The organism is Accumulibacter sp., assembly GCF_023806565.1.
GTDB lineage: Bacteria > Pseudomonadota > Gammaproteobacteria > Burkholderiales > Rhodocyclaceae > Accumulibacter.
Map to the genome: position 1 here is coordinate 1 of NZ_JAMTDV010000139.1, position 23,735 is coordinate 23,735.

The following is a 23,735-nucleotide window of genomic DNA, read 5'->3' on the forward strand; positions in this document are numbered from 1 at the left end:
GCTCGCCAACAACCTCGCCCCAGACCCCTCTTGTGTTGTGTAGATACTCATGCCTGCAGACGCGGGAGGGGAATCGCGATGCGAGGAAAGGGCTCGCGATCTTCCTGATCGACTGCCGTAAAATGGCGAAAGTTCTGCACGCTCTGCCCGATACTCATCGGTCGCATTGCCCGGACGATGCGGTTCGTCGCGGGACGGCAAGGCACGACGGCCCGTGGACGCGCCAATTGACCAGAGTCTCGGGCGAATAGATACTACCGGCCGTTCACCCGCATTCCGCGGCACGTCAAATCCGGCTGGCGCCTGGCCGGACTTTCGGTCTGGAGGCTGGCATCGTAGTGGACATCCATGGGAAACCGATCGCGGAACGGATCGACTGGCTGTTCGGTCTGGCCGACCGCCACAGCGCGATCTTCCGCAGCCCGGAAGCCTGGCTCGCCCGCGAACGCTACTTGGCCGAGCATCCGACCGCGATTGCCGTGCTCAAGTGCATGGACGGTCGCATCAACATTCCGGTCGCGACCAACACGCCGGTCGGCATCCTGATGCCGTTCCGCAACCTCGGCGGCATTTTCGACCTCGGCTGGCCACATCTCGGAGAGGTGCTCGCACACCACGTGCAGCGCGTGGTCGGTGCCGGACGCCACGTCGTCTTCCTGGTCACCTACCACTATTCCCAGGGCGATCCGCGGCGCGGCTGTGCCGGCTTTCAGTACGACACGCAGGCTGCGATCGCCCACACTCACGAAATCCGTCGGCAGGTCGAACATATCTTCGGCAGCGACCACGGCACCGTCTACCCGCTGGTCTGTGGATTCGAAACCGATGAGGATGCCCTGGTGATCCACGGTACTACCGGCGACAAGCTCGACCTGGCAACCCTGACCTCGAGCGACCGGGCGACTCTCGAACTGCGCCTCGCGGCGCTGCTGCCGGACATGCCGGCACGTATGCGCGCTGACCTGCTGCCCCTGCTCTACGGCAACCTGACCCATATCGAAAACGTGCGCACGCAAATTCGCCGCGGCGAACGCCTGCTCGACATCGAGCACCGCGAGTGGATGATCTGCCTTGGCCGCGGATTCGATTTCCTGCATACGCCCAACATCGCGCTGATCATCGGGCCCTACAGCCCGAATCTCGATGTCCCGATTCGCCGCGCGGCGGGCATCATCGAGGCCAACATGCAGGCAGGGCGGATTCCCGACGATGGCTTCCTGCTTCTGGCGTCGGTGCCTTACGACGAAATCGGAGTGGACCGCGCCCGCGCCGAACTCAAGTCGCGATTTCTTTCGGGTTTCGCCGCCGACGTCATCCGCACCGAGTTTCCGCGCCTGAGCGAGCAGACGACGATCCGTACGGCAGTGCTCGACTGGCGATCACGGACGCTCGAGACGATCGCAATCGACTAGCAAGCGGCCGGAGCAGAGGAATCCGCCGGCATCGGATTCGCCGACGAACTGATAGAATCCAGAACTCCTCTTTGGCCTCGGCTTCGTCCATGTCCGCACAATCGCGTCTGGTCTTCGGTTTTCATTCGGTTCTCGCCAAGTTGCGCCACGACCCGGGCGCAGTCCATGAAGTGTACGTCGATGCCGATCGCCATGACGCCCGCTTGCGTGACCTGCTGGCACACGCCGAATTCGCCAAAGTGCGCGTCCTGCCGGTGGCGGCAGCGCGCCTCGACGCCATCGCCCCCGGCGCGCGACACCAGGGGGTGGTCGCTGCGGTAGATGCCGCGCCCCGCCACCTGCGCCTCGACGATATTCTCGACACCCTCGACGAACCGGCCTTTCTGCTGGTGCTCGACGGTGTCCAGGACCCACACAATCTCGGGGCCTGCCTGCGTGTGGCCGATGCCGTCGGTGCGCACGCCGTGATCGCTCCGAAGGATCGTGCTGTCGGGCTGACGCAGACAGCCGTCAAGGTAGCGAGCGGCGCTGCCGAAGCGGTGCCGTACGTGACGGTCACCAATCTGGCGCGCACCCTGCGCGAACTCAAGCAACGGGACATCTGGGTGATCGGAACCGACGCCGGCGCCCGGGAAGACCTGTACGTCGCGCAGTGGCCCGCCGCATGCGCCTGGGTGCTCGGTGCCGAGGGCGACGGCCTGCGCCGCCTGACCAGGGAAACCTGCGATCAGCTCGTCAGTATCCCGATGCTTGGCTCGGTTGCCAGCCTCAATGTGTCGGTTGCTACCGGAGTCTGTCTGTACGAGGCGCGGCGGCGATCCGGTCGGAGGGCAGAGCAGGCGTCGAACAGCTCGCGCTGCCACAACGCCTAGTTCTTGTAGGAATACCGATACACGTAGCCCTTGTAGCCGTAGCGGTAACTCTGGCGACTGACATTGAGATCGTTGAAGACGAAACCCTTGACCTGGACACCCGCCTGATTGAGCCGCTTGATGGCCTGCTCGAGTTCCCGAATCGGGTGCTTGCCGGCGCGAGCGACCATCAGCGTAGCGCCGACATGGCGGCCGATGATTGCCGCATCGGAAACGGCGAGCACCGGTGGCGCATCAACGATCACCGTGTCGAAGCGCGCCGAAAGTTCGGCCAGAAGCACTGCAAAGCGCCGATGCATCAACAACTCCGAGGGATTGGGCGGAATCTGGCCGGTGGTAACGACCGACAGGTTGGGTACCATGGTGTCTTTGGTGATCTCTTCGAGCGTCGCCTGTCCGGATACATACTCGGAGAGACCGACGGCCCGCTCGATGGCGAATTCCTTGTGGAGATGCCCTCGCCGCAGGTCGCCATCGATGATCACGACGCGCTTGTCGACCTGTGCCAGGACCGCGCCCAGATTCTTGGAGATGAAACTCTTGCCGAGACTCGGACTCGATCCGGTAATCAGCAACGAGTTGCGCTGTGCGTCTAGGAGAGCGAAGTGGAGAGTGGTTCGTAATCCACGCAGACTCTCGACCGCGTCTTCCTCCGGGTAGGCGACGGCCAGCAGTTCGGCAATCCCTTCGCGTGCCGTGCGATTGAGTTCCACTTCGGTCTTGCTGTGCGGTACCGTGGCATACACTGGCAACCCGAGTTGCGACTCGATGCTTTCGGGGTCTTCGATGACGACTCGCAGCGAACGCAACACCCAGATTGCCACCATGCTGACCAGCAAACCGAGCAACAGCGCGACTCCCAGAACCGCCAGCGGTCCGAGACTCACCGGCTTTCGCCCGACCGCAGCCGTATCGATGACGCGCACATCGCCGACGGTGCCCGCCTTGGTGACCCGCAACTGCTGCGCGGTGTTGAGCAGGTCCGTGTACAGGTTCTTGGAAACTTCGACGTCACGAGCGAGGCGGAGAACGGTCTGCTGGGTCTCCGGCAAGCGTTGAACTTGCGCCAGAACCTGATCCCGGCGCGCCCTTACTCGATCCATCTGGTCCTTCAATGCTTCCATGCGCGGGTGCTCCGCCTTGAACAACTGGCGCAGTTCGTCGTTTTGCATCTGGAGCTTGATTGCCGCATCGTCGGCGTCGACCAGCAATTTCAGAATGCCCTGGGTCTCCATGTCGAGATCGAGCGAGCCGCGGCTTTGGCGATAGCTGTTGTACGCCGCTTCCGCGTTGTCGAGCTGCGTCTTGAGTGCCGGCAATTGCGTTTCGAGGAACTTCAGCGTCTTCTCGGCTTCGGCCGAACGCCGCTCGACGTTCTGGCGAACGTAGGTGTTTTCGATGTCGTCGAGGATCACGACCATCTGTTCGGGATCCTTGCCCAGCAGGCTCAATTCGAGTATGCCCGATTTCTTGCCGCGCTCCTTGACCGTGTAGTCACGCCGCAGATCGTCGATCGCGGTTTCCGCGGCAAGCTTCTTCAGCCGAAACACCGTCCCCGGCCTGGCCTTCAGCTGTGAGACAAAGATCGAGTAGCCGTGGTCACTGGTACGTGTCCCCACCCTCCCTTTCAGCACGGACTCGTCGTCCTTGTTGAAGATCTCGAATGCACCCTCTTCGCCCGCAATCAGCGTGTGCTTCTCGTCCAGCGCCTGCTGCGGAACGTCCAGAGAATCGACCTGAATTCGCTCTCCCCCCCAGGCAAAGCTTGAAAGACCGAGCCAGGCCGAATTCGGCTCGTCGCCCTGGTATCTTCGGGAAACGATGCCACCGATCAGCGGAAAGGTCCGCGGGGTGGCGACGATGTCGAGCTTGAGCTTGCTGACCACCCGGCCGAGCACCATCCGCGAACTCAGGATCTCGATTTCGGCGGAGACCGTCGTATCGTCACCGAGCAGTGGTTGGAGAGCCTTGAGCGAGCCAATTCCTCCCTGTGTCTTCTCTTCGACCTGGATCAGACCATCGGCCCGGTACACCGGTTTGACCACCAACACCCAGGCGAGACCGACGGCGAGCGCGAAAAGGCTGATCGCGGCAATCAACCAGCGATAGTCCATCAGAATGGCAATGATTTCGCCGAGCGCCAGGCCTTCCTCGCCCTCCTCCGGGGAAAGCTGCTGCATGGGCTGCGTGCTCACCGCGGGCGACAGCGAAGCGCCACTCGTGTTGGCAGAGGATCTAAACTGGTCGTTGTCCATTTTTTTTTCCATGGTTTGGCTCGCCCGGCCGCGACCCGGCGGGTAAAGCCTGCAAACAGGCTGCCAGTTCTCATCCTGAACAACTGGCAGCCAAAGGGTCCTCAGAGAAGCCGCGGCAGGGTCAGTAGCCAAGCTGTCGCCCGCCAAACAACGGGTACTTGATTCCGCTCGTGAGGTTGAGCATGTCCACCGTCGGGAAGATGTGGTTGATCACGCGCGACCAGCGTGCAATCGGCGCGGTCTCCACGTAGAGGACGTCACGCGGTCGCAACGGGAAACGGTCCGCAAGTAACATCGAGTCCGGGAGACTGCCATTCAGATAGAACAGCTCGGGGGTATCGCTGTCGCCACGCATGACATAGATCCAGCGTGGATCGGAAGTGTTCTGGTTGATGTAGCCGACTTCGCTGAGGGCTTCCGCCAGCGTCGAACGCTTCTTGTTCATTGGCACATAGCCCGGTTTGGTCACTTCGCCCAGCACGAAGATCTTGTTGTAGCTCCGATCGGGAACATTGACGATATCTCCCTGCTCGAGCAGGGCATTCTGCTCAGTGGCACCATAGTCGTACATCGCCTGAATATCGACCAGATAGGTGGTACCCCGCCGCGTCAGCAGCACGCGGCTGTAGTCCGCCTCGGGCGAAAAGCCTCCCGACCGGTTGACCGCATCGACGATCCTCATGGGTATATCCGTGATCTGTTGCGTGCCAGGCTGGCGGACCTCGCCTACGACGTATACGAGCTGACTGCGAAACGCCGCCATGCGCACGTCGAGTTGCACCTTTTCGATATACTTGGTCAGCTTCGCCGTCAACATGTCGCGAACCTCGCCGGTCGTCTTGCCGACGACCTTGAGCACGCCCGCGTAGGGAAAGAAGATCGTGCCATCCTGGTTGATCACGGTTCCCGCTTGGTCAGCCGTACGGAAGCTACCCGCCGGAATCGTCAACTCGGGGTGGTCCCAGACGATGATCGAAATGATGTCGCCCGGCCCGAGCCTGTAATCCGGCACGACCGGAGGCTGATTTCCGACCGACCGAAGATCGTCTTTCGCCACCACCTTCGCCGAGCTCGTACCGTCGCCAATCGGTGGACGCGCCGCCTTGAACATCTCGATGATCAGCTCGGCAGTGATCGGTCTGATCTTCAAGTTTGCGGGAGCAAGCGTCTCGCCCTCCTGCACCGGCAAACGCACATCCGACTCGTCGCGGTTACTATAGGACTGGTTGCCGGGAATGATGCTGCAACCCGCCAACGCGCTCGCAGCGAGACACAACAACATCGGGCGAAGCCTGCCGAACAATGCTGGAGACACGTTCATGCCGAATTCCTCATAGCGGATCCTCTTTTCCTTTGCTGACCATCAATCTACGGCAACATGCGCCGCGAAGTTTACATTGCGTGAAGGTCTGCCGCCAAGCCGGGCCGACCGCGGCCGGTCGGGGCGACCGCGCTGGTACCATCCCGGGCACACCAAACCGCTCGCTCTGGTCGGCTTTCAGGACGGAACCATGAGCTTCGCTACGGGTGCTTTCAGGGAGATTCAGACCACGAAGAGAGAATAGCGCTGATTTTTGCGGCGGCGGGTGTTATTTTTCACACTCACGCGAAGAACTGGGGCGGTTCGCGGTGGTCAATCGGCGAGCTTGCTGACCCAGGGTTCAAGCGCCTCGTCGATCAACTGCAGCGCTTCGGCGTGCGCCGCGTCGCCTCGCTGGTAGGGGTCGGGAATTTCCTTCCTGGTCCAGTGTCCGAGCAGGAAAGTCTTGCCGCGCGCCGTCGGGTCCATGGCCAACACTGCATCCCGATGGTGTTTTTCCATCACCAGCACGAGTTCCGCCCAGCGCAGGCGCTCGCGGGTCAGCTGGCGGGCACGATGGGAGCTCAGGTCCACGCCACGCGCACGCAGCATCGTGCTTGTCGCATCTTCTGCCGGATGGTCAATCAACGCGCCGATACCGGCCGAGCGTGCCTCCACTCGCTTTCCCGTCTTCTCGATGCGCTGCCGCAGGAGGAACTCGGCCGCGGGACTGCGACAGATATTGCCAGTACAAACTGTGAGGATTCTGTTGAACATGTAAAGTCAGCTACAACCGGGCGGAACGCTGAGCCCGAAGCCGTGTGCTTCACTTGGCATCGAGCCGTCACCACGCTCCATGGAGTAAATGAGGGTACTGCGCACGCCGCGACGCTCACCAGTTCGGCTGCCACCACCGACTATCGGAGAATAGGCGGTCCGAGGGTCATTTTCACTCTTGCGGCACAGGAACAAGCGAACCTCGACCCCCGGCTGCCTGGCGAGCCGCCTCCTGATTCGCATCGCGTCGCGCTGAATCTTGCCGATCAACTGATCGTTTCCCTCGGACGGAATGTGAACCACGCAGTACACGTTCCGCCCGTCGGTTCGCGAGCTTCCCAGTTCATGGATGCTCAACTGATAATCATAGCCGCGAGTCAAGCCGGCCGAGATCACCCCGATCACTTCGGAGATTCTCTCCTTGCGCAGATAGCCGACGAAGATGCCGCGAACTTGCACCGAGGGCAGACCGAGAGAGTTGTTCAGCCGTCGCAGCCCCGGCACCAGTCGCCATGGTCGCACGATAAGCAGGAAGTACACCCCGAACACGCCGACAAAACTCCAGAACATCAGATAGTCGGGCACCCCAAGCAGCATGCCCAATATCCCACACAACCCAAAGAGGAATTGCATGACCGCTGCAAACGCAACCACGTCGCAGGTACGGAAGCCGGCACGAAGGAAGAGGTGATGCAGATGGTGACGGTCGGGCCGAAACGGCGATTTGCCCAACCAGATTCGGCGCAGCATGATGCCGACGGTGTCCATCAACGGCAATGCGAACAACCACAAGGCGACAACCGGCGGCATTGCCGCTTGCTGCCCTCCCCGATTCTGTGAAAGCGCGATGAACAGCCAAACAAAGAGGAAACCCAGCAGCATGCTGCCGTTGTCTCCGAGAAAGACACGCGCCCGACTATTGCCAGGGTAACGCAGGTTGTAATAGAGAAAGCCGCCAACGCCTCCCATCAGGGCCACAATGAAAATCGTGTAGCCGGTATTGTTCGCCAAGTGAGCAACGACTGCCGTGAGCGCCAGACAGACCAGACTGATCGACCCCGACAGACCGTCTATGCCGTCGATCATATTCACTGCGTTTATCAAGCCAATCGTCGCGAATACGGTCACAGGGATGGCCAGCCAACCAAGATCGACACGCACCCCTGGAAGAAGCTCGCCAAGCGACCGAAGCTCCACTCCGCCGATGAATACCATCGACAGGGCAACCACTGCCTGGATCATGAATCGCGGCTTGAAGCCGAGGCGCCAGATGTCATCGGCAAGGCCCGTGAGAAAGATCAGCAGACCGCCAAGCAGCATCCCCCGGATCCGGAATAGTGCGGAATCCCCGAAAAACCAGCCAACCAGCAGAGGAACGCTGACGACTACCGCGATCAACCCACAGCCGCCAACGAATGGTGTGCTGGCTTCATGCTGCTTGTGCCCGCCAGGGCGGTCCACGATGCCTAGCTGACTGGCGAGCATGGCACTCACCCGGATTGCCACCCCCGAAATCAACAGACACGCACCGAACAGAACGGCCAGCTCCAATGCCATCTCCACAATCGACCGTCCAGGCAGAAAACCTGGCCAGCACCAGTCATACAACCATTCGCCCGCTTGGCCCTATACACACAGAGCCCTTGCGGGCTCTGTGTGTACATCCCGACGGCGCTCTCGCGCCAAATCTTCTGTGGGTCGTCTTACGACAACCGCCGACGACCAAAGAAAAGACCAAACAAACTGGCCCCGAAAAGTGCAACGGTTCCCGGCTCCGGCGTAGGATAACCGCCGCTGTACGACCCATCTGCAGAACTGTAACCTGTGGGGAACGCAGAGAAACCATAGCGATACGTCCAGGCGCCACCATCGACCTGCATCTTGACGACCTCGCTCGCTTGCGAGAAGGCTGGCACATCGGCCGGATTGATATCGTTGGCCGTGCCGGGAATGATTGCATTGACTGCATTCACCAAGCCCAGCAAGACGGGACTCGTGTTATAAAAGCCGTCCAGCGTGACCACGATATTTCCACCTTGGTCCGAGATGCTCGAAACGTTGGGATCACTGAGACGCGCATAGAGCGTCGGATTGGCCATCGCCTGTACGGCCGCTGCCAACTGGCTCGCGGTCAGAGTCATTCCCGCAGACGCAAAGGCACGCGTGACGTACTGGGTGCGCAGATCCACAGTCCAGTCACTTGCCACCAGACTGCTCAGCACCACGCTATGACCGCCGACGTTACCACTCAGCGTGGTCACGGGCGTCGAGGCCAACTTGCCCAGCTCGACGTTACCGTCCCCACTCAAGGCCGCTGCCACGTTCGCATCGGAACAAGAGTTGGATACCAAGAGATGAGAACCCGGCGCGCTGGGCAGCCATGTTTGGCAAGTCCCTCCGTCAGCGTGCCAAGTGGCGGCATGCACGCTGCCAGCCGCCATTGCCAAGGAAAGCACTGCTATCGATGTATTGCTACGAGATACGCTCATGGAAAACTCCTTCACTTCAGTCACCACCCTTTCCAGAATCCGGTTGATGAGGTTGATATGGCTTCATTAGCCTTGGCCTTCAGGACATCGGCGAGAAAACCCCGCTCGTCCTCGAAAAAACCTGACCTGCCAAACATAGAGCAAATTCCATGCCCGCAATACAATTTCCCATAAAACCAAAGCCCTGAGATTTTGTTGATGAACCACCAAACCCACCATGTAAAAAAACCCGACACCCGCTTCCCACACCTGATCGCCATCTGCCACAGCCAGAACACGTGCCGTGGCCGGCACCTGCCCGGCTGCTGACAATCCCGGCCCGGCGAATCATATGAACAGTATAGCATTCGGCAAGTTCCGCCACCGCGGATAGCGTCTTCCGGATACGCCGACCTATCGTGCAATCGTCATGCAGCCGAGCGGAGGACCAGCGCAGCCGAGCGACGTCGGGAACCTTGGCCCGAAAGTCAGCGTGGTCCTAGAAAACGGATCGGCGAAGTTCTTCGCTGCCAAGGCGTCACAGGGCCGGTCCCAGTCTTGGGGATTCCCGGGCTCAGGCAAGAACTGCGAACGAAGGATGCATCGCTCTTGCGAAGCCAACAGCCTGCGCAAGCGCCGCGAGTGATGTTGCCGCAGGGCGTCCGAAATCTTGCTCGCCAGGACCGGCTGACGCGGTGACCATTTCTTGCCCGGAATAGAAGACAGCTCAGGACTCCGATATCGAGTCGCAGCAGACGCAATGGATTTGCTGGTGCCGCTGGACGGAATCGAACTGTCGACCTACGCATTACGAATGCGCTGCTCTACCGACTGAGCTACAGCGGCACGGCACCGGGAGGGGGCGTGAGAAGGGTCATTGTAACAGCGCCGCGCAAGCTTTGGAAAGTCTACCTTGCCTTCGGGAACCGCCCGTCGTTGCCAAGCGATTGGCTCGCGGCGCAGCTACCCCTCAGTCCAGTCTGGCCAGCGTAGACTTGGCGAGCGGCGGATTCTTCGCGAAGTATTTCTTGATCCCCGAGAAAATGGCCTCGGCCATCTTGTCCTGGTAGGCGTCATCGTTCAGCCGCTTCTCCTCCTCGGGGTTCGATATGAACGCGGTCTCGACGAGGATCGACGGGATGTCGGGTGCCTTGAGAACAGCGAAACCTGCCTGCTCGACACTGGCCTTGTGCAGGCGATTGATGCCTCCGAGTTCGCCGAGCACCGCTTTGCCAAGCTTGAGGCTATCGTTGATCGTGGCGGTCTGCGAGAGATCCAGCAAAGTACGCGCCAGCACCGGATCCTTGACATCGATATTCACCCCGCCGATCAGATCGGCGGCGTTTTCCTTCTGCGCCAGATAGCGCGCGGCGGAGCTCGAAGCGCCATTCTCCGACAGAACAAAGACCGACGATCCGTTGGCATCCGGCCGGACAAAACCGTCGGCGTGAATCGAAACGAAAAGGTCGGACTGGATTCGTCTCGCCTTCTGCACCCGCGCGTGCAATGGCACGAAATAATCGGAGTCACGCGTCAGGACCGCGCGCATGTTCGGCTCGCTTTCGATCTTGGCACGCAAGCGCTTGGCGACTGCCAGCGTAACGTTCTTCTCGTAGCTGCCACCGCTCCCGACGGCCCCCGGATCCTCGCCACCATGCCCGGGATCGAGGGTGATCGTGACCAGTCGATCGACCACCGGTCGGCCCGGACGCTTGACCGCGGCTTTCGCTTCGCTGACCGGTTGCGACTCCGGCCGGGCATCCGATTTCACTTCCGGCTTCGGTTCGGACCTCGTCTCCGGCTTCGCCTCGACCGGTGATTCCGTGCGTGCTTCTGGCTTGCCGTTGCTCCTGTTGTCGGCAACCGTGGTCCGCGCCTCCTTGCCATCGATCAGCGAAAGCAGGGGATCCGGCGGGTTTACCGGATAGACATCGAGAACCAGCCGGTAACCGTAATTGCCCACCGGCGGCAGAACGAAAACCTGCGGATTGGCCTCTACCTTGAGTTCCATCACCAGACGGACGATTCCAGGTTTGTAACGACCGGCACGCAACAGGCGAATGTTGGGATCATCGGCCGCCACCTTGTTGGCCAGGCTTTCGAGCACGCTGTTCAACTCGATGCCTTCGAGGTCTACGACGAGGCGCTCCGGATTCTTGACGATGAAATAGGTGTATTTGAGGGGGGTACCGTATTCGATGGCCACGCGCGTGTAGTCCGCCGCCGGCCAGATGCGAACTGCGAGAATGCCCGGGTTACGATTCGCCGCGGCTTGCGACAGCGGGCTGACGGTCAGCAGCAGCGACGCACCGGTAAACTTGATCAGTCTGCGGCGTGCGGCTGCCAGTTCCTCTTGAGTGCTCTCAGGCATTCCTGTCCCTCCTCGCTACATGCGACGACGTCCAGCGTCCGACCGTTGCCTGCAAAGTGAAAGCGAATGACGAGATCGGCTGCCGGCAGGTAACCGGCAGCCTTCTCCGGCCATTCGACCAGGCACACTGCGTCGTCACGGAAATACTCGCCAAGCCCGGCATCCAAAAACTCTTCTGGAAAGTTGAAACGATAGAAATCAAAGTGATACCAGTATATCCTCGAAATCACATAAATTTCAATCAGAGTGTACGTCGGACTTCTCACCGGACCCGAATGATTGCGTGCACGCAACAGCGAGCGCACCAGCGTCGTCTTGCCGGCACCCAGATCGCCGTCGAGCCAGACGATCATGCCAGGTTGCAGCAAGGGGGCGAGTTGACGGCCAAGAGCAGCAGTCGCCGCCTCATCTGCGAGCTGCACGGTCAGCGTGGACTGGTTATCATCCGGGCTATGCACGAAGGGAACTCCCGTACAAGCGGCGGCAAAGAATTGCAAGAGGTCCGACCGGATTATGCCGAACTGGTCCGGCGGATCAAGGAGTGGGGGCAGGAACTTGGCTTTGCCGCGATCGGCGTCGCCCGGGCGGACGTCTCGGCAGCGACGCCGTGGTTGTTGCGCTGGCTGGAACTCGGCCGGCACGGCGAGATGGATTATATGGCGAAACACGCGGCCCTGCGTGCTGCTCCCCAACGGCTGCTGCCGGGCACCTTGTCGGTGATCTCGGCCCGCCTCCCCTACTGGCCTGCAGCCGCCGACGCCGGAACGGTTCTCGCGGACGGAGACCTGGCGTACGTTTCGCGCTATGCGCTGGGGCGCGACTACCACAGGAGCGTGCGACAACGGTTGCAGAAGATCGTGGACCGTCTCATCGAAGAAGCCGGTGCACAGGGTTTGCAACCGACCTGCCGCGCTTTTTCCGATTCCGCTCCGGTAATGGAAACCGAACTCGCCATCCGCGCAGGTCTCGCATGGCGGGGCAAGCACACGCTGTCGTTGACGCGTGCCGGATCCTGGTTCTTTCTCGGCGAAATCTACACCACCCTGCCGCTGCCGGCAGACCCGCCGATCGGAGAGCACTGCGGCGACTGTCGCCGCTGCCTCGACGCCTGCCCGACGTCGGCGATCCTTGCTCCCTACGAGGTAGACGCCCGCCGTTGTATTTCGTACCTGACGATCGAATTGCCGGGGGAGATTCCGGTCGCGCTGCGCCGCCCGATCGGCAATCGCATTTACGGCTGTGATGACTGCCAGTTGTGCTGCCCGTGGAACCGCTTCGCCCGTCTCGGCGACCCGGATTTCGCCGTTCGCAACGGCCTGGACGCAACGCCCCTGCCGGTGCTCTTTGCCTGGAACGAGGACGAGTTCAACAGGCGGCTGGCGGGCAGCGCGATTCGCCGCATCGGTCATCGGCGCTGGCTGCGCAACATCGCCGTCGCGCTCGGCAACGCGGCCAGCTCACCGGCAGTACTCGCGGCACTCGCCGCGCGGCAGGACGATCCCTCGCCGATGCTGCGCGAGCACGTCGGCTGGGCGCTTGCCGAGCACGCCGGCAAAGCGCAGGAAACGCGCGGCATCGCCTGACGCCAAAGGCAGCCCCTCCCCCCTTTACATGTTCGGGTAGTTTGGTCCGCCGCCGCCCTCGGGTGCCACCCAGCGGATATTCTGGGTCGGATCCTTGATGTCGCAGGTCTTGCAGTGCAGACAATTCGACGCGTTGATCTGCAGGCGCGGCCCGCCCGACTCTTCGACGATCTCGTAGACGCCTGCCGGACAGTAACGCTGCTCCGGCGAAGCATACTCCTTGTAGTTGATCGCGATCGCCTTGCTGCTGTCGAGCAAACGCAGATGAACCGGCTGTTCTTCCTCGTGCGCCGTGTTCGAAACGAATACCGACGACAGGCGATCGAATGTGAGGATCCCATCGGGCTTGGCATACTCGATCGACTGCGCCTGGGCGGCCGGGGCGAGCTGCTCGTGATCGCTGGTCCTGTCCTTGAGTGTGAAAAACATGCGGCCACCGAACAGATTCTGCTGGATCCAGTTGAAGGCGCCACCAAGAAAGGTGCCAAACCTGTGCAGCGCAGGCCCGAAATTGCGCGCCCGATGCAGTTCGGCGTACAGCCACGAAGCTTCAAAAGCAGTTGCATACGCGCGCAGATCGCTGCGCCCCTGGTCTCCCGCCTGCAGGGCCGCGCCCACCGTCTCGGCCGCGAGCATCCCCGACTTCATGGCGGTATGCACCCCCTTGATCTTGGCGAAGTTGAGCGTGCCCGCATCACATCCGAGCAGCAGCCCGCCGGGGAAAGTCTGCTTTGGCAGGCTGTTGAGCCCGCCCTTCGTGATCGCTCGCGCCCCGTAGCAAAGGCGCTTGCCACCTTCGAGATACTTGCGAATTCCGGCCTGCAGCTTGAAGCGCTGGAACTCCTCGAAGGGAGAGAGATAGGGATTGGCGTAATTGAGATCGGCGATCAGGCCCACCGCCACCTGATTGTCTTCCATGTGGTAGAGGAACGAGCCGCCGGTGGCGCCGTGTTCGCTGAGCGGCCAGCCCGCACCGTGCACCACCAGACCGGGCTGGTGTTTCGCCGGATCGATCTGCCACAGCTCCTTGATGCCGAGGCCGTAGTGTTGGGCGGTGGCGGCTGCGGCCAGATCAAAGCGGGCGATCAGTTCCTTGCCGAGTTGCCCACGCGCACCTTCGGCAAACAGCGTGTACCTGGCGTGCAACTCCAGCCCTGGCTGGAAACCGTCTTTCGGTTCGCCATGTTTGTCGCGGCCCATGTCGCCCGTCGCCACGCCTTTGACCGAGCCGTCTTCGTGATAGAGAATCTCCGCTGCAGCGAAGCCCGGGAAGATCTCGACGCCGAGCGCTTCCGCCTGCTCCGCCAGCCAGCGACACAGGCTGCCGAGACTGATGATGTAGTTGCCGGTGTTGTGCATCGGCGCCGGAACGGCGAAATTGGGAAGTTTCACCGCCGAGCTTTCGCTGCGATAGAGATAGACCTGATCCTCGCTCACCGGAGTGTGCAAGGGGGCACCCCGCTCCTGCCAGTCGGGCAGCAGTTCGTCGAGTGCCCGCGTCTCGAACAGGGCACCGGACAGGATGTGGGCGCCTACCTCCGAGCCCTTCTCCAGGACCATCACCGCCAGCTCGGGATTCACCTGCTTGAGGCGAATGGCCGCGCTCAATCCCGCCGGACCGGCGCCGACCACCACCACGTCGTACTCCATCGCTTCACGTTCCATGACCGCTCCCCAAGATTTCTCGTTCGCTCCGGATTCGCCGCGAGGTCTGGCGAATCTGCTCCGTAGCTGGACCGACGCGCGCGCGTCCTCCCTGCCTGTTCGTCATATACCCCAAGTCCGGGACGCGGGTCAACGCCCCGTCGACGCGACGATACCCGGCCCGCGAGGGTCCGCAGCAGGCATCCGCGCTGCGCGCAAGCCGCGCGACCGGTTCAGCCCACCGCTTTCAGGCGCCAGCCAGGAAACTCGGCACGAAAGCTGCTGCCCTTTCCGACCTGCGACTCGACCACCAGCGTCGCCTGATGGCGCAGCAGGATGTGCTTGACGATCGCCAGACCGAGACCGGTGCCACCACTGTCGCGCGAGCGGCCGCGGTCGACCCGGTAAAAGCGTTCGGTCAGCCGCGGCAGATGTTCCGCCGGAATGCCGACGCCCGAATCGCGCACACAAAATGCACCAAGGCCCTCGCGGATCCGCCACTCGATGCGAATGTCGCCACCGGCGGGCGTGTATCGGATGGCGTTCGAAACGAGGTTCCCGAACGCACTGTGCAGCTCCTTGCGGTTTCCCTGCAATGCCTGTCCATCGCAGATCAGTTCGAGCCGGTGACGACCTTCGCTCAGGCTGTGCGCTTCGGCCAGCAACTGTGCGAGCAGATCGTCCATCTCGACTTCCTCTTCGCTCGCCGGGGCGTCCTCCGACTCCAGCCGCGACAAGGTCAGCAGATCGTCGACCAGACTCAGCATGCGCGTCGTCTGATCGCTCATCAGGCGCGTGAAGTGCTGGCGCTGCTCGGCGGTCATCGTGTCATCGTCGGCAAAGTGCTCGAGAAAGCCGCTGACCACGGTCAAAGGCGTCCGCAACTCGTGCGACACGTTGGCGACGAAGGTGCTGCGCATCGATTCGACCCGCCGGGCGTCACTGATGTCGAGACTGACCAGGAGCTGGCTGTGCTCGCCCAGAGAAACCACGCGAACGGCATAATAACGGGTGCGCACGGCCGGCGACTGCACGACGAAGGGTGCATTCACGTCCGGGTTGCCGAGATACTCGGCAAAACCCGGCGCACGTACCAGTTGCTCGATGATCGCGCCGCCATCGCGCGGCAGACAAATGCCCAGATGCACGGCAGCAGCACGATTGCTCCACTGGATCCGATGCTGCGTATCGATGATCACCAGTCCATCGGGAACGGCATCCATCGCCTCGCGAAACGAGTGCAGCCCCGCCTCGGCCTGGGCGAGTTTGCGGCTGTCATCGCGCAATCTGCGCCCGAGCCGGCGCACGAGTTCGCTGCAGAAACCACGCACATTCGCCGGTTCGCGGCTGTCGGGAGCATCGAGCCAGGCGGCGAGATTCGACAACTCCCGGAGCTGGACGAGAATGACGAACAACCAGCCCAATGCCGCCACCGCCCAGCCCCAGTCCGCGCCGAGCGTCAGTCCGGCGAGCACGGCGGTGGCGAGGACCGGCAGGACGCCAGTCAGCACCGCCGTCGCGAGCCACTGCCGGCGTGGCGTCATCGTTCGCTGGGATGCAGTTCCGACGATGCGATGAGCTTGTAGCCGGCACCCCGCACCGTTTCGACCATCTGTTCGGCGCGTGCTCCGAGGGCGACGCGCAAGCGCCGGATGTGGATGTCGACCGTCCGATCTTCGATGTACACGTGGTCTCCCCAGACATTGTCGAGCAATTGCTGGCGAGTATATACGCGTCCGGGGCTCGCCATGAGGAAGCGCAGCAGTCGGAATTCGGTCGGCGTCAAGGTGATCCGCCGTCCGTCGACGCGCGCTTCGTAGGCGACCGTATCGAGTTCGATCGGCCCGACGCGAAGCGTCCCCTTGACGAACTCGGGGGCGCATCGGCGCAGCACGGCCTGCACGCGGGCCAGCAGTTCCTTCGGGCTGAACGGTTTGACGATGTAGTCGTCAGCCCCCCCTTCGAGTCCGGCCACGCGATCGGTTTCCTCGCCACGGGCGGTCAGCAATATGATCGGCAGACTGCGCGTTCGTCGCTCGCCGCGCAGCTTGCCGATCAGCGCCAGCCCGGACTTGCCGGGCAGCATCCAGTCGATCAGCGCGATGTCGGGCAGCGTTTCGCGCAGCAGTTCTTCGGCTTCTTCGGCGGTGTCCGCACAGAGCGGTTGGTAGCCGCCGCAGACGAGCGTGAAGCGCAGCAGTTCCTGAATGCCCTTGTCGTCCTCGACGACCAGCACGAGCGGCAGCGTGCTTGACGTTCGCATCATTCCCTGACCGCCTTCCTGGCCGCAGGACCGGTGTGCCGCACGTCGATGCCGCTGACCGTGTAGATCACGTTCTCGGCGATGTTGGTCGCATGGTCTCCGACGCGTTCGATTGCCTTGGCGATCCAGATGACGTCCAACGCTTCGCTGATCGTGCGCGGATCTTCCATCATGTAGGTGACCAACTGTCGCAGGATGGCGTTGAACGCTTCGTCGATCTCCTTGTCGGCACCGATCACCTGGCGAGCGGCATCGACGTCCATGCGCGCCAGCGCGTCGAGCGCACCATGCAGCATGTCGGTCGCCAGTTGTCCGCAATGCTCGACATCCGAGATGCGGGGAATGCGCCGCGCCCCGGCGCGGTACACCTTGCGCGACTTGTTGGCAATCTTAGCCGCCTTGTCGCCACTGCGCTCGAGGTCGGTGACGATGCGCGAGATCGCCATGACCAGGCGGAGATCGCGTGCCGTCGGTTGCCGCCGGGCGATCAGCAGGGTGCAGTCCTCGTCGATGCCGACTTCGTAGGCGTCGACCTCGCGATCGTTGCGGATGACCTGTTGCATTTCTTCGATATTCCCCGTGCCGAAGGCCTCGATCGCCGCCAGCACCTGCCTTTCGACGAGGCCGCCCATCTGCAGGATGCGCGTCCGGATGTTTTCCAGTTCTAGATCGAACTGTTTGCTGAGGTGAGTGTTCATCTGGCTGCGTTCATGTTCTCGTCAAGTACCGATGCGCCCAGGATACGGCCGGAATGTTACTGCAAGATGACGAAGCGCCAGCCGCGGGGAACGTCCGGCCGACCGCCTGCAGATGTCCTCGCACATGCTGCCACCCGGCGGAAACGCCAGCGGCAATCAGCCGAAGCGCCCCGTGATGTAGTCCTCGGTCTGCTGGCATCTCGGTTTGACGAACACTTCATTGGTCCTGCCGAACTCGATCAGTTCGCCAACGTACATGAACGCCGTGTAGTCCGAGATGCGCGCGGCCTGCTGCATGTTGTGGGTGACGATCGCGATCGTGTAATCGGACTTCAGTTCGTTGATCAACTCCTCGATCTTGGCCGTGGACAGCGGATCGAGTGCGGACGTCGGTTCATCGAGCAAGACGATTTCCGGCTTCACGGCGATCGTGCGCGCGATGCACAGACGCTGCTGCTGCCCACCCGAGAGCGAGAGGCCGCTCTGCTGCAGCTTGTTCCGCGTCTCTTCCCAGAGCGCCGCCTTGCGCAGTGCCCACTCGACGCGCAGGTCCATCTCGGATTTGGACAAGCGCTCGTAAAGACGTACGCCGAAGGCGATGTTTTCGTAAATGCTCATCGGGAAAGGCGTGGGCTTCTGAAAAACCATGCCGATCTTGGCGCGCACCAGGTTCACATCCTGTTTTCTGTCGAGCAGGTTACGGCCATGGAAGAGCACCTGTCCTTCCGCGCGCTGCCCCGGATAGAGGTCGTACATGCGGTTGAACGTGCGCAGCAGAGTGGATTTGCCGCAACCAGAGGGGCCGATGAACGCCGTGACCTTGCTTTTCGCGATGTCCAGCGACACATTGCTCAGACCGCGGAAATCGCCGTAATAGAAACTCAGGTCGCGGACCGCAAGAATGTTTTCGTCGACGGTTTGTGGCAGGTCGGACATATGGACTCCGGAATCATTCTGAGGATCTCTTGCGAAACAGGACGCGTGCAAGCACGTTGATCGTGAGGACCATGAGCGCGATCAGCAGCGCACCGCCCCAGGCCAGGCTGACCCAGTTGTCGTACGGACTCATGGCAAACTGGAAAATCACCACCGGCAGATTCCCCATCGGCTGCGACATGTCGATACTGAAAAACTGGTTGTTCAAGGCAGTAAACAACAAGGGGGCGGTCTCGCCCGTGATCCGGGCGATCGCCAGCAGAATGCCGGTCACCACTCCCGCCTTGACCGCAGGCAGGGTAACTTTCAACGATACCTGCCAGTGCGGTGCGCCCACTGCGAATGCCGCTTCGCGCAGGCTGCCGGGAACCAGCAGCAGCATGTTCTCGGTGGTTCGCACCACTACCGGGATCGCGATCAGCGACAGTGCCAGCGACCCCGCCCAGCCGGAAAAGCCACCGCAGGTGACCACGGCCAGGGCATAGACAAAAAGGCCGACGACGATCGACGGCGCCGACAGCATGATGTCGGTAACGAACCGGGTGGCAGCAGCGAAACGTGATCTGCCACCGAACTCGGCCAGATATACGCCAGCGAGAATGCCGACCGGGGTGGACACCGCGCTCGTCACGCCAACGATCAGCAGACTGCCGACGATGGCGTTGCGCAGTCCACCGCCTTCGCTTCCCGGCGCCGGCGTATCCCGCGTGAAGAAATCCCAGTTCAGCGCAGAAAAACCATTATAAATCAGCGTCCATAAAATCCACAGCAAGGCCAGCAGACCGAAAAGCATCGCTGCCATCGACAGGCCGACACCGATACGATTGGTCAGCACGCGACGGGAATACAGATTCATCGTAGGGCTCCGAAGTGCATTCGCTCTCACTGAGTGCCTCGTTTGGCATTGCCTCGCCGGATCAGCCAGCGGGAAATCGCCAGCACGATGAAGGTGATGACGAAGAGAATCAGGCCGAGAGCGAACAGGGCGGAGATGTACAGGCCGGGACTGGCTTCCCCGAATTCGTTGGCCAGCGTCGATGCGATCGAGGTACCCGGCGCAAACAGGCTGCCGACGATGCGGTTGGCGTTGCCGATGACGAAAGTGACGGCCATCGTTTCCCCGAGCGCGCGGCCCAATCCAAGCATGATGCCGCCAATGACGCCGACGCGGGTGTAAGGCAGGACGACGCAGGTCACGACTTCCCAGGTCGTGCAACCGATTCCGTAAGCCGACTCCTTGAGCTGTGGCGGCACGGTTTCGAAAACGTCGCGCATGACCGAGGCCACGAAAGGAATCACCATCAGCGACAGCACCAGGCCGGCGGTGAGAATGCCGACGCCGATCGGCGGACCGGCAAACCATCGGCCAATTCCGGGAACCCCGCCGAGAACCGCCTGCAGATGGGGCTGCACATGTTTGGCGAACAGCGGCGCAAACACGAACAGGCCCCAGATGCCGTAAATGATCGAGGGCACTCCGGCCAGCAGCTCGATCGCCGTGCCCAAGGGACGGCGCATCCAGGCCGGGCAGGTTTCGGTAAGGAACAGCGCGATACCAAAGCTGACCGGCACGGCGATGACCAGCGCGATGAACGAGGTAACGACCGTGCCATAGATCGCGCTGAGCGCGCCGAAATTTTCCTCCGGCGCATTCCAGACGCTGCTCCACAGGAAGGCCATGCCGAATTGCCCGAACGCCGGCCTCGCTTCCACTGCCAGGGCAATCAGGATTCCGGCGAGAGCGGCCAGCACGATCAGGGCGAAGAGCAGGGTCACCCGATGAAAGACCGTATCCTGCCACTTGAACTCGCTGACGCGCCGCGCCTGGCGCGCCTGGAATTCGATCGGACCCGCATTGCCGTTCATCACTGCGCTCATTGGATCACCCCTGAATGGCAAGTACACGCTGCGGAGCCTTCGACAGCAACGGCGAGGCCACCGCAAGCAAGCTAGCGGATGGCTTTCATCTCGGTTTCGACCATCCTCACCACACCCGCAGGCAGCGGCACGAAGCCGAGTTCCTCGGCCATCGTCTGGCCATTGTTCAGAGCCCAGGCAAAGAAATCGACGACTCCCTTCTGCTTGCCCGGATCGCTGCCCTTGCCGTAGACCAGGACGTAGGTGGCACTGGTAATTGGCCAGGCATCCTTGCCCGTCTGATCGAGAAGATCGGGAGCCATTCCCTTGACCTTGAAGTTGGCTCCTGCGGCGGCCGCCTCGACAGCCGTCTGGGTCGGCACGATGTAGTTGCCCGCCCTGTTCTTCAGTGCCACGAAGCGCATGTTGTTCTTGCTGGCATCGGCGATGTCGACATAGCCGATGGCGCCGGAAATCTTCTGTACGTTGGCGGCGACGCCAGGATTACCCTTGCCGCCGACCCCGTTGGCGGGCCAGTTCACCGTGTTGCCGGTGCCGACCTCATTCCTGAACGACGCCGACTGTCGGGCCAGGTAGTTCGAAAAAACGTAGGTGGTTCCGGACCCGTCGGAACGGAAGGCGACGGTGATGGCCAGGTCGGGCAGCTTCAGGCCGGGATTCTGCGCGGCGATGAGCGGATCGTTCCACTTCCTGATTGCGCCGCGGAAGATGTCGGCAGCCGTGGGCCCGTCGAGCTTCAGCTTGCCGGAGTCTACCCCGGGGACGTTGCCCACGATGGTCACGCCACCCATGACCGTCGGGAATTGCACGAGACCGGCAGCGTCGAGATCGGCCTCGCTGAGGGGAGCATCGGTACCACCGAAATCGACGGTTTTCGCCTTGATCTGCTTGACGCCGCCGGAAGAACCGATGCCCTGGTAGTTCACCTGGTTCTTCGTGACGGCCTTGTAGGCTTCGGCCCACTTGGTGTACACGGCGTAGGGAAAAGTGGCGCCGGCGCCGGTGATGTCGGCGGCACGCGCGACAATGCTCAGGAAGACGGCTGCGGCGAAAGCGCACAGCCGCGGAACGGAAGGATGGATTCGCATGAGGGATCTCCGGACTGACTCTTTTCAGTAGGCGGGCGACATGCCCAATTTGTTGATCATTGGACGCTGCGGCTGGCGCAGCGGGCAGTTCGCGGCGAGCATCCGCGCCTGCGGCGGCCGAGGGGAACGGATCAGGCGCCCTCCTCCGGCTTTGCCACCGTGTGCCGAATGTCGATGCCGCTGACAATGTAGACGACGTCTTCGGCAATGTTGGTCGCGTGGTCCCCGACGCGCTCGATCGCCTTGGCGATCCAGATGATGTCGAGCGCTTCGCTGACCGTGCGCGAGTCTTCCATCATGTAGGTGACGAGTTGCCGGAGAATCGCGTTGAAAGCCTGATCGACCGCGCTGTCCGCGCCGATCACCTGACGCGCTGCATCGACGTCCCTGCGGGCGAGAGCGTCGAGCGCCGCGCGCAGCATCTCGGTGGCCAGCTGCGCCTCTTGATCGAGGTCCGGCAAGCGCGGGATACGCGGTTCGCCGGCGAGACGCCGCAAGCGCGACATGTTGGCGATTTGCACCGCCTTGTCACCGATCCGTTCGAGGTCGGTGACAATCCGCAGGATCGCGAGAATCAGGCGCAAGTCTCCGGCAGCCGGCTGCCGCCGGGCGATCAGCCGGGTACATTCCTCGTCGATACCCACTTCGCAGGCATCGACCTCGCGGTCGTTGCGCATGACTTCGTTCATTCGTTCGAGGTTGCCCGTGTGGAACGCGATGATCGCACCCAGCACCTGCCTCTCGACGAGAGCACCCATTTCCAGGATGCGATTGCGGATTTCTTCGAGTTCCAGGTCGAACTGTCTGCTGAGGTGGTGAGTCATGAAATTCGTGTTGGCGAATGGAACGGACGCCAACAAGAATAGGCACGCCATGTTTCGGGAAGATGACGGAACAAGCGCCGCCGAAGCGGGCGGGCACCGGCAAGGCTCGGATGGAGCACTGCGGCCGCCATCACAGGTCGGCAGTAGCGTGCCGGACGCAGCAAGAGCAACCCCGCCGAAGCGGGGTTGTGTGGTTGAAGTTCGCTGCAGCTACGCCTGCCGCCGGCACCGCAGGCGAAGGCCGCCCAATCCGATGGCGCAAAGCAGCAGGGAGGCCGGCTCCGGCACAACGGCGAAAGTGGCGGGAAGCCAGGGGCCCAGGTTGTTGCTGTGCGGCGCCATCGGCGGGTCGTACCGCTCGTCGAGTGCGCCGAGCGTGTACTCTCCGCCCGAAGAAGCACCGACGGCGATCAGGTTGTACACCCGGACCGTGTCCTGCGCCGGAAAAGTGAAGCCCGACGAAAGCTGCGAAAGATGAAGCGGGGAGGGATGAAGCACGCCGGGAATATCGAAACGGGCAAACAGGTCGCCCGTGGCGTTGCCGTCGATCAGCTGGCCGCTCGAATCGAATACGAACTGCAGCGCACCACCCAGGGCAATGTCCGGCAAACCGTCCGAGGGGAAGCTGTCGGGCCCGACCGTGACCGCCCCGGCCACGGCCTGCCGGAGATCGGCGCTGAGGAGCGGTCCCGACGACGGATTGCGAGTGACGTCGTAGAAGAAACCGGTGACCTGCAAGGAAGCAATGTTGCCGGCGTTTACCGACCAGGTAGAAGGACCATCGAAGCGCAAACCAGGGTCCGCCGGATTGCCCGCCAGCGGCAGCACCGCGATGCTGCCCGCGGCCGCCGGCATCGCGTTGCCGAAAGCATGCGAAAACACACCGCCGCCGCTTGGATCGATCAGCGGCATGCTGCTCAGCGAACTCGGATGATACAGAATGGCATCCAGCAGAACGTCGTCTGAAGGAAAGACCGGTGCCAGCAGCGGCTTGAAATTCGAGAACGTGAGGCCGTCGACCTGGACCGTGCCGCCACCCAGCAGGTCCGCGAGAGAAGGGGTAGCGGCGGTGGCCGGTACCGCCGTGTACAAGCAAGCGCACATGGCCGCCGCCCATGCAATGGGTCGAACAGTACACATAACATGATCCTCCTGAAGTCCGCTGCCGTGACGATCCACCGAGAAAGGAACAGGGGCAGGAAACCCGAGCACACGCCGCAAGTATAGTAGGTTCCACGTTCAGCCGGAGTCAATCAGTTTATTCCGGTGAGCACTGCAGACGCCGAAACGTCGATCCACCTCTGGCTCGCCCGGATCGGCGCCAACGGAGCATCCCAATGGCGCCACCGGGAACTCGCGTAGCCAA

Annotated in this window: 20 protein-coding genes and 1 tRNA gene; 3 read left to right on the forward strand and 18 right to left on the reverse strand. The window is 62.1% G+C overall.

What is annotated here, in order from left to right; all coding sequences use genetic code 11:
• Window positions 1-338: 338 nt before the first annotated feature.
• Together NFV80_RS17105 and rlmB are read left to right on the forward strand one after the other, a co-directional pair.
• Window positions 339-1,412 (forward strand): carboxysome shell carbonic anhydrase domain-containg protein, encoded by a 1,074-nt coding sequence (locus NFV80_RS17105; protein WP_295331592.1) that lies wholly within the window; start codon window positions 339-341, stop codon window positions 1,410-1,412.
• Between the two features lie 89 nt (window positions 1,413-1,501).
• Entirely contained in the window at window positions 1,502-2,284 is a 783-nt protein-coding gene (gene rlmB / locus NFV80_RS17110) for a 23S rRNA (guanosine(2251)-2'-O)-methyltransferase RlmB (protein WP_295331594.1), read from the forward strand.
• On the opposite strand, the gene NFV80_RS17115 is transcribed toward rlmB, so the two are convergent.
• From NFV80_RS17115 to tsaE, 8 genes are all read right to left on the reverse strand, one after another.
• Entirely contained in the window at window positions 2,281-4,539 is a 2,259-nt protein-coding gene (locus NFV80_RS17115) for a polysaccharide biosynthesis tyrosine autokinase (RefSeq protein ID WP_295331595.1), read from the reverse strand. The genes rlmB and NFV80_RS17115 overlap by 4 nt on opposite strands.
• 121 nt (window positions 4,540-4,660) lie before the next feature.
• Entirely contained in the window at window positions 4,661-5,860 is a 1,200-nt protein-coding gene (locus NFV80_RS17120) for a polysaccharide biosynthesis/export family protein (RefSeq protein WP_295331596.1), read from the reverse strand.
• Window positions 5,861-6,172: 312 nt separating this feature from the next.
• Window positions 6,173-6,616, reverse strand: a complete 444-nt coding sequence (locus NFV80_RS17125) for a low molecular weight protein-tyrosine-phosphatase (protein WP_295331597.1) — start codon at window positions 6,614-6,616, stop codon at window positions 6,173-6,175.
• A 6-nt stretch (window positions 6,617-6,622) separates the two neighbouring features.
• Window positions 6,623-8,167, reverse strand: coding sequence for an MraY family glycosyltransferase (locus NFV80_RS17130; protein ID WP_296759437.1), 1,545 nt, complete (start codon window positions 8,165-8,167; stop codon window positions 6,623-6,625).
• Between the two features lie 152 nt (window positions 8,168-8,319).
• Complete coding sequence (locus NFV80_RS17135; RefSeq protein ID WP_295331599.1) at window positions 8,320-9,129, reverse strand: NF038130 family PEP-CTERM protein; 810 nt, start codon at window positions 9,127-9,129, stop codon at window positions 8,320-8,322.
• 725 nt (window positions 9,130-9,854) lie between these two features.
• Window positions 9,855-9,930 (reverse strand) — tRNA-Thr (locus NFV80_RS17140).
• A gap of 124 nt (window positions 9,931-10,054) precedes the next feature.
• The gene (locus NFV80_RS17145; protein ID WP_295331601.1) at window positions 10,055-11,455 is read right to left on the reverse strand and encodes an N-acetylmuramoyl-L-alanine amidase; all 1,401 of its coding nucleotides are present in this window, start codon (window positions 11,453-11,455) and stop codon (window positions 10,055-10,057) included.
• Window positions 11,407-11,913 carry a tRNA (adenosine(37)-N6)-threonylcarbamoyltransferase complex ATPase subunit type 1 TsaE gene (gene tsaE, locus NFV80_RS17150; protein ID WP_295331603.1) on the reverse strand — a complete coding sequence of 169 codons (507 nt, stop codon included), beginning with the start codon at window positions 11,911-11,913 and terminating at the stop codon, window positions 11,407-11,409. The genes NFV80_RS17145 and tsaE overlap by 49 nt, the downstream gene beginning before the upstream one ends.
• Between tsaE and queG the strand changes: the two genes are divergently transcribed.
• Window positions 11,908-13,038, forward strand: coding sequence for a tRNA epoxyqueuosine(34) reductase QueG (gene queG, locus NFV80_RS17155; protein WP_295331604.1), 1,131 nt, complete (start codon window positions 11,908-11,910; stop codon window positions 13,036-13,038). The two genes, tsaE and queG, sit on opposite strands and share 6 nt — an antisense overlap.
• A gap of 24 nt (window positions 13,039-13,062) precedes the next feature.
• On the opposite strand, the gene NFV80_RS17160 is transcribed toward queG, so the two are convergent.
• The 10 genes from NFV80_RS17160 to NFV80_RS17205 form a co-directional block, all read right to left on the reverse strand.
• Entirely contained in the window at window positions 13,063-14,703 is a 1,641-nt protein-coding gene (locus tag NFV80_RS17160; protein ID WP_295331605.1) for an electron transfer flavoprotein-ubiquinone oxidoreductase, read from the reverse strand.
• Between the two features lie 212 nt (window positions 14,704-14,915).
• Window positions 14,916-16,226, reverse strand: a complete 1,311-nt coding sequence (gene phoR / locus NFV80_RS17165) for a phosphate regulon sensor histidine kinase PhoR (protein WP_295331606.1) — start codon at window positions 16,224-16,226, stop codon at window positions 14,916-14,918.
• A complete protein-coding gene (phoB, locus tag NFV80_RS17170) occupies window positions 16,223-16,948 on the reverse strand; it encodes a phosphate regulon transcriptional regulator PhoB (protein WP_295331607.1) in 726 nt (241 codons plus the stop codon). The genes phoR and phoB overlap by 4 nt, the downstream gene beginning before the upstream one ends.
• Window positions 16,945-17,643, reverse strand: a complete 699-nt coding sequence (gene phoU / locus NFV80_RS17175; RefSeq protein ID WP_295331609.1) for a phosphate signaling complex protein PhoU — start codon at window positions 17,641-17,643, stop codon at window positions 16,945-16,947. Before phoU (NFV80_RS17175) ends, phoB begins: the two co-directional genes overlap by 4 nt.
• 156 nt (window positions 17,644-17,799) lie before the next feature.
• A complete protein-coding gene (gene pstB, locus NFV80_RS17180; RefSeq protein ID WP_295331610.1) occupies window positions 17,800-18,579 on the reverse strand; it encodes a phosphate ABC transporter ATP-binding protein PstB in 780 nt (259 codons plus the stop codon).
• A 13-nt stretch (window positions 18,580-18,592) separates the two neighbouring features.
• Window positions 18,593-19,435, reverse strand: a complete 843-nt coding sequence (pstA, locus tag NFV80_RS17185; RefSeq protein ID WP_295331611.1) for a phosphate ABC transporter permease PstA — start codon at window positions 19,433-19,435, stop codon at window positions 18,593-18,595.
• A 26-nt stretch (window positions 19,436-19,461) separates the two neighbouring features.
• On the reverse strand, window positions 19,462-20,445 hold the full coding sequence (pstC, locus tag NFV80_RS17190; RefSeq protein ID WP_295331665.1) for a phosphate ABC transporter permease subunit PstC: 984 nt from the start codon (window positions 20,443-20,445) through the stop codon (window positions 19,462-19,464).
• An 83-nt stretch (window positions 20,446-20,528) separates the two neighbouring features.
• Entirely contained in the window at window positions 20,529-21,545 is a 1,017-nt protein-coding gene (pstS, locus tag NFV80_RS17195) for a phosphate ABC transporter substrate-binding protein PstS (RefSeq protein ID WP_295331613.1), read from the reverse strand.
• Between the two features lie 131 nt (window positions 21,546-21,676).
• Window positions 21,677-22,369 carry a phosphate signaling complex protein PhoU gene (phoU, locus tag NFV80_RS17200; RefSeq protein ID WP_295331615.1) on the reverse strand — a complete coding sequence of 231 codons (693 nt, stop codon included), beginning with the start codon at window positions 22,367-22,369 and terminating at the stop codon, window positions 21,677-21,679.
• Window positions 22,370-22,579: 210 nt separating this feature from the next.
• Window positions 22,580-23,473, reverse strand: coding sequence for a PEP-CTERM sorting domain-containing protein (locus NFV80_RS17205; protein ID WP_296759442.1), 894 nt, complete (start codon window positions 23,471-23,473; stop codon window positions 22,580-22,582).
• Window positions 23,474-23,735: the final 262 nt, after the last annotated feature.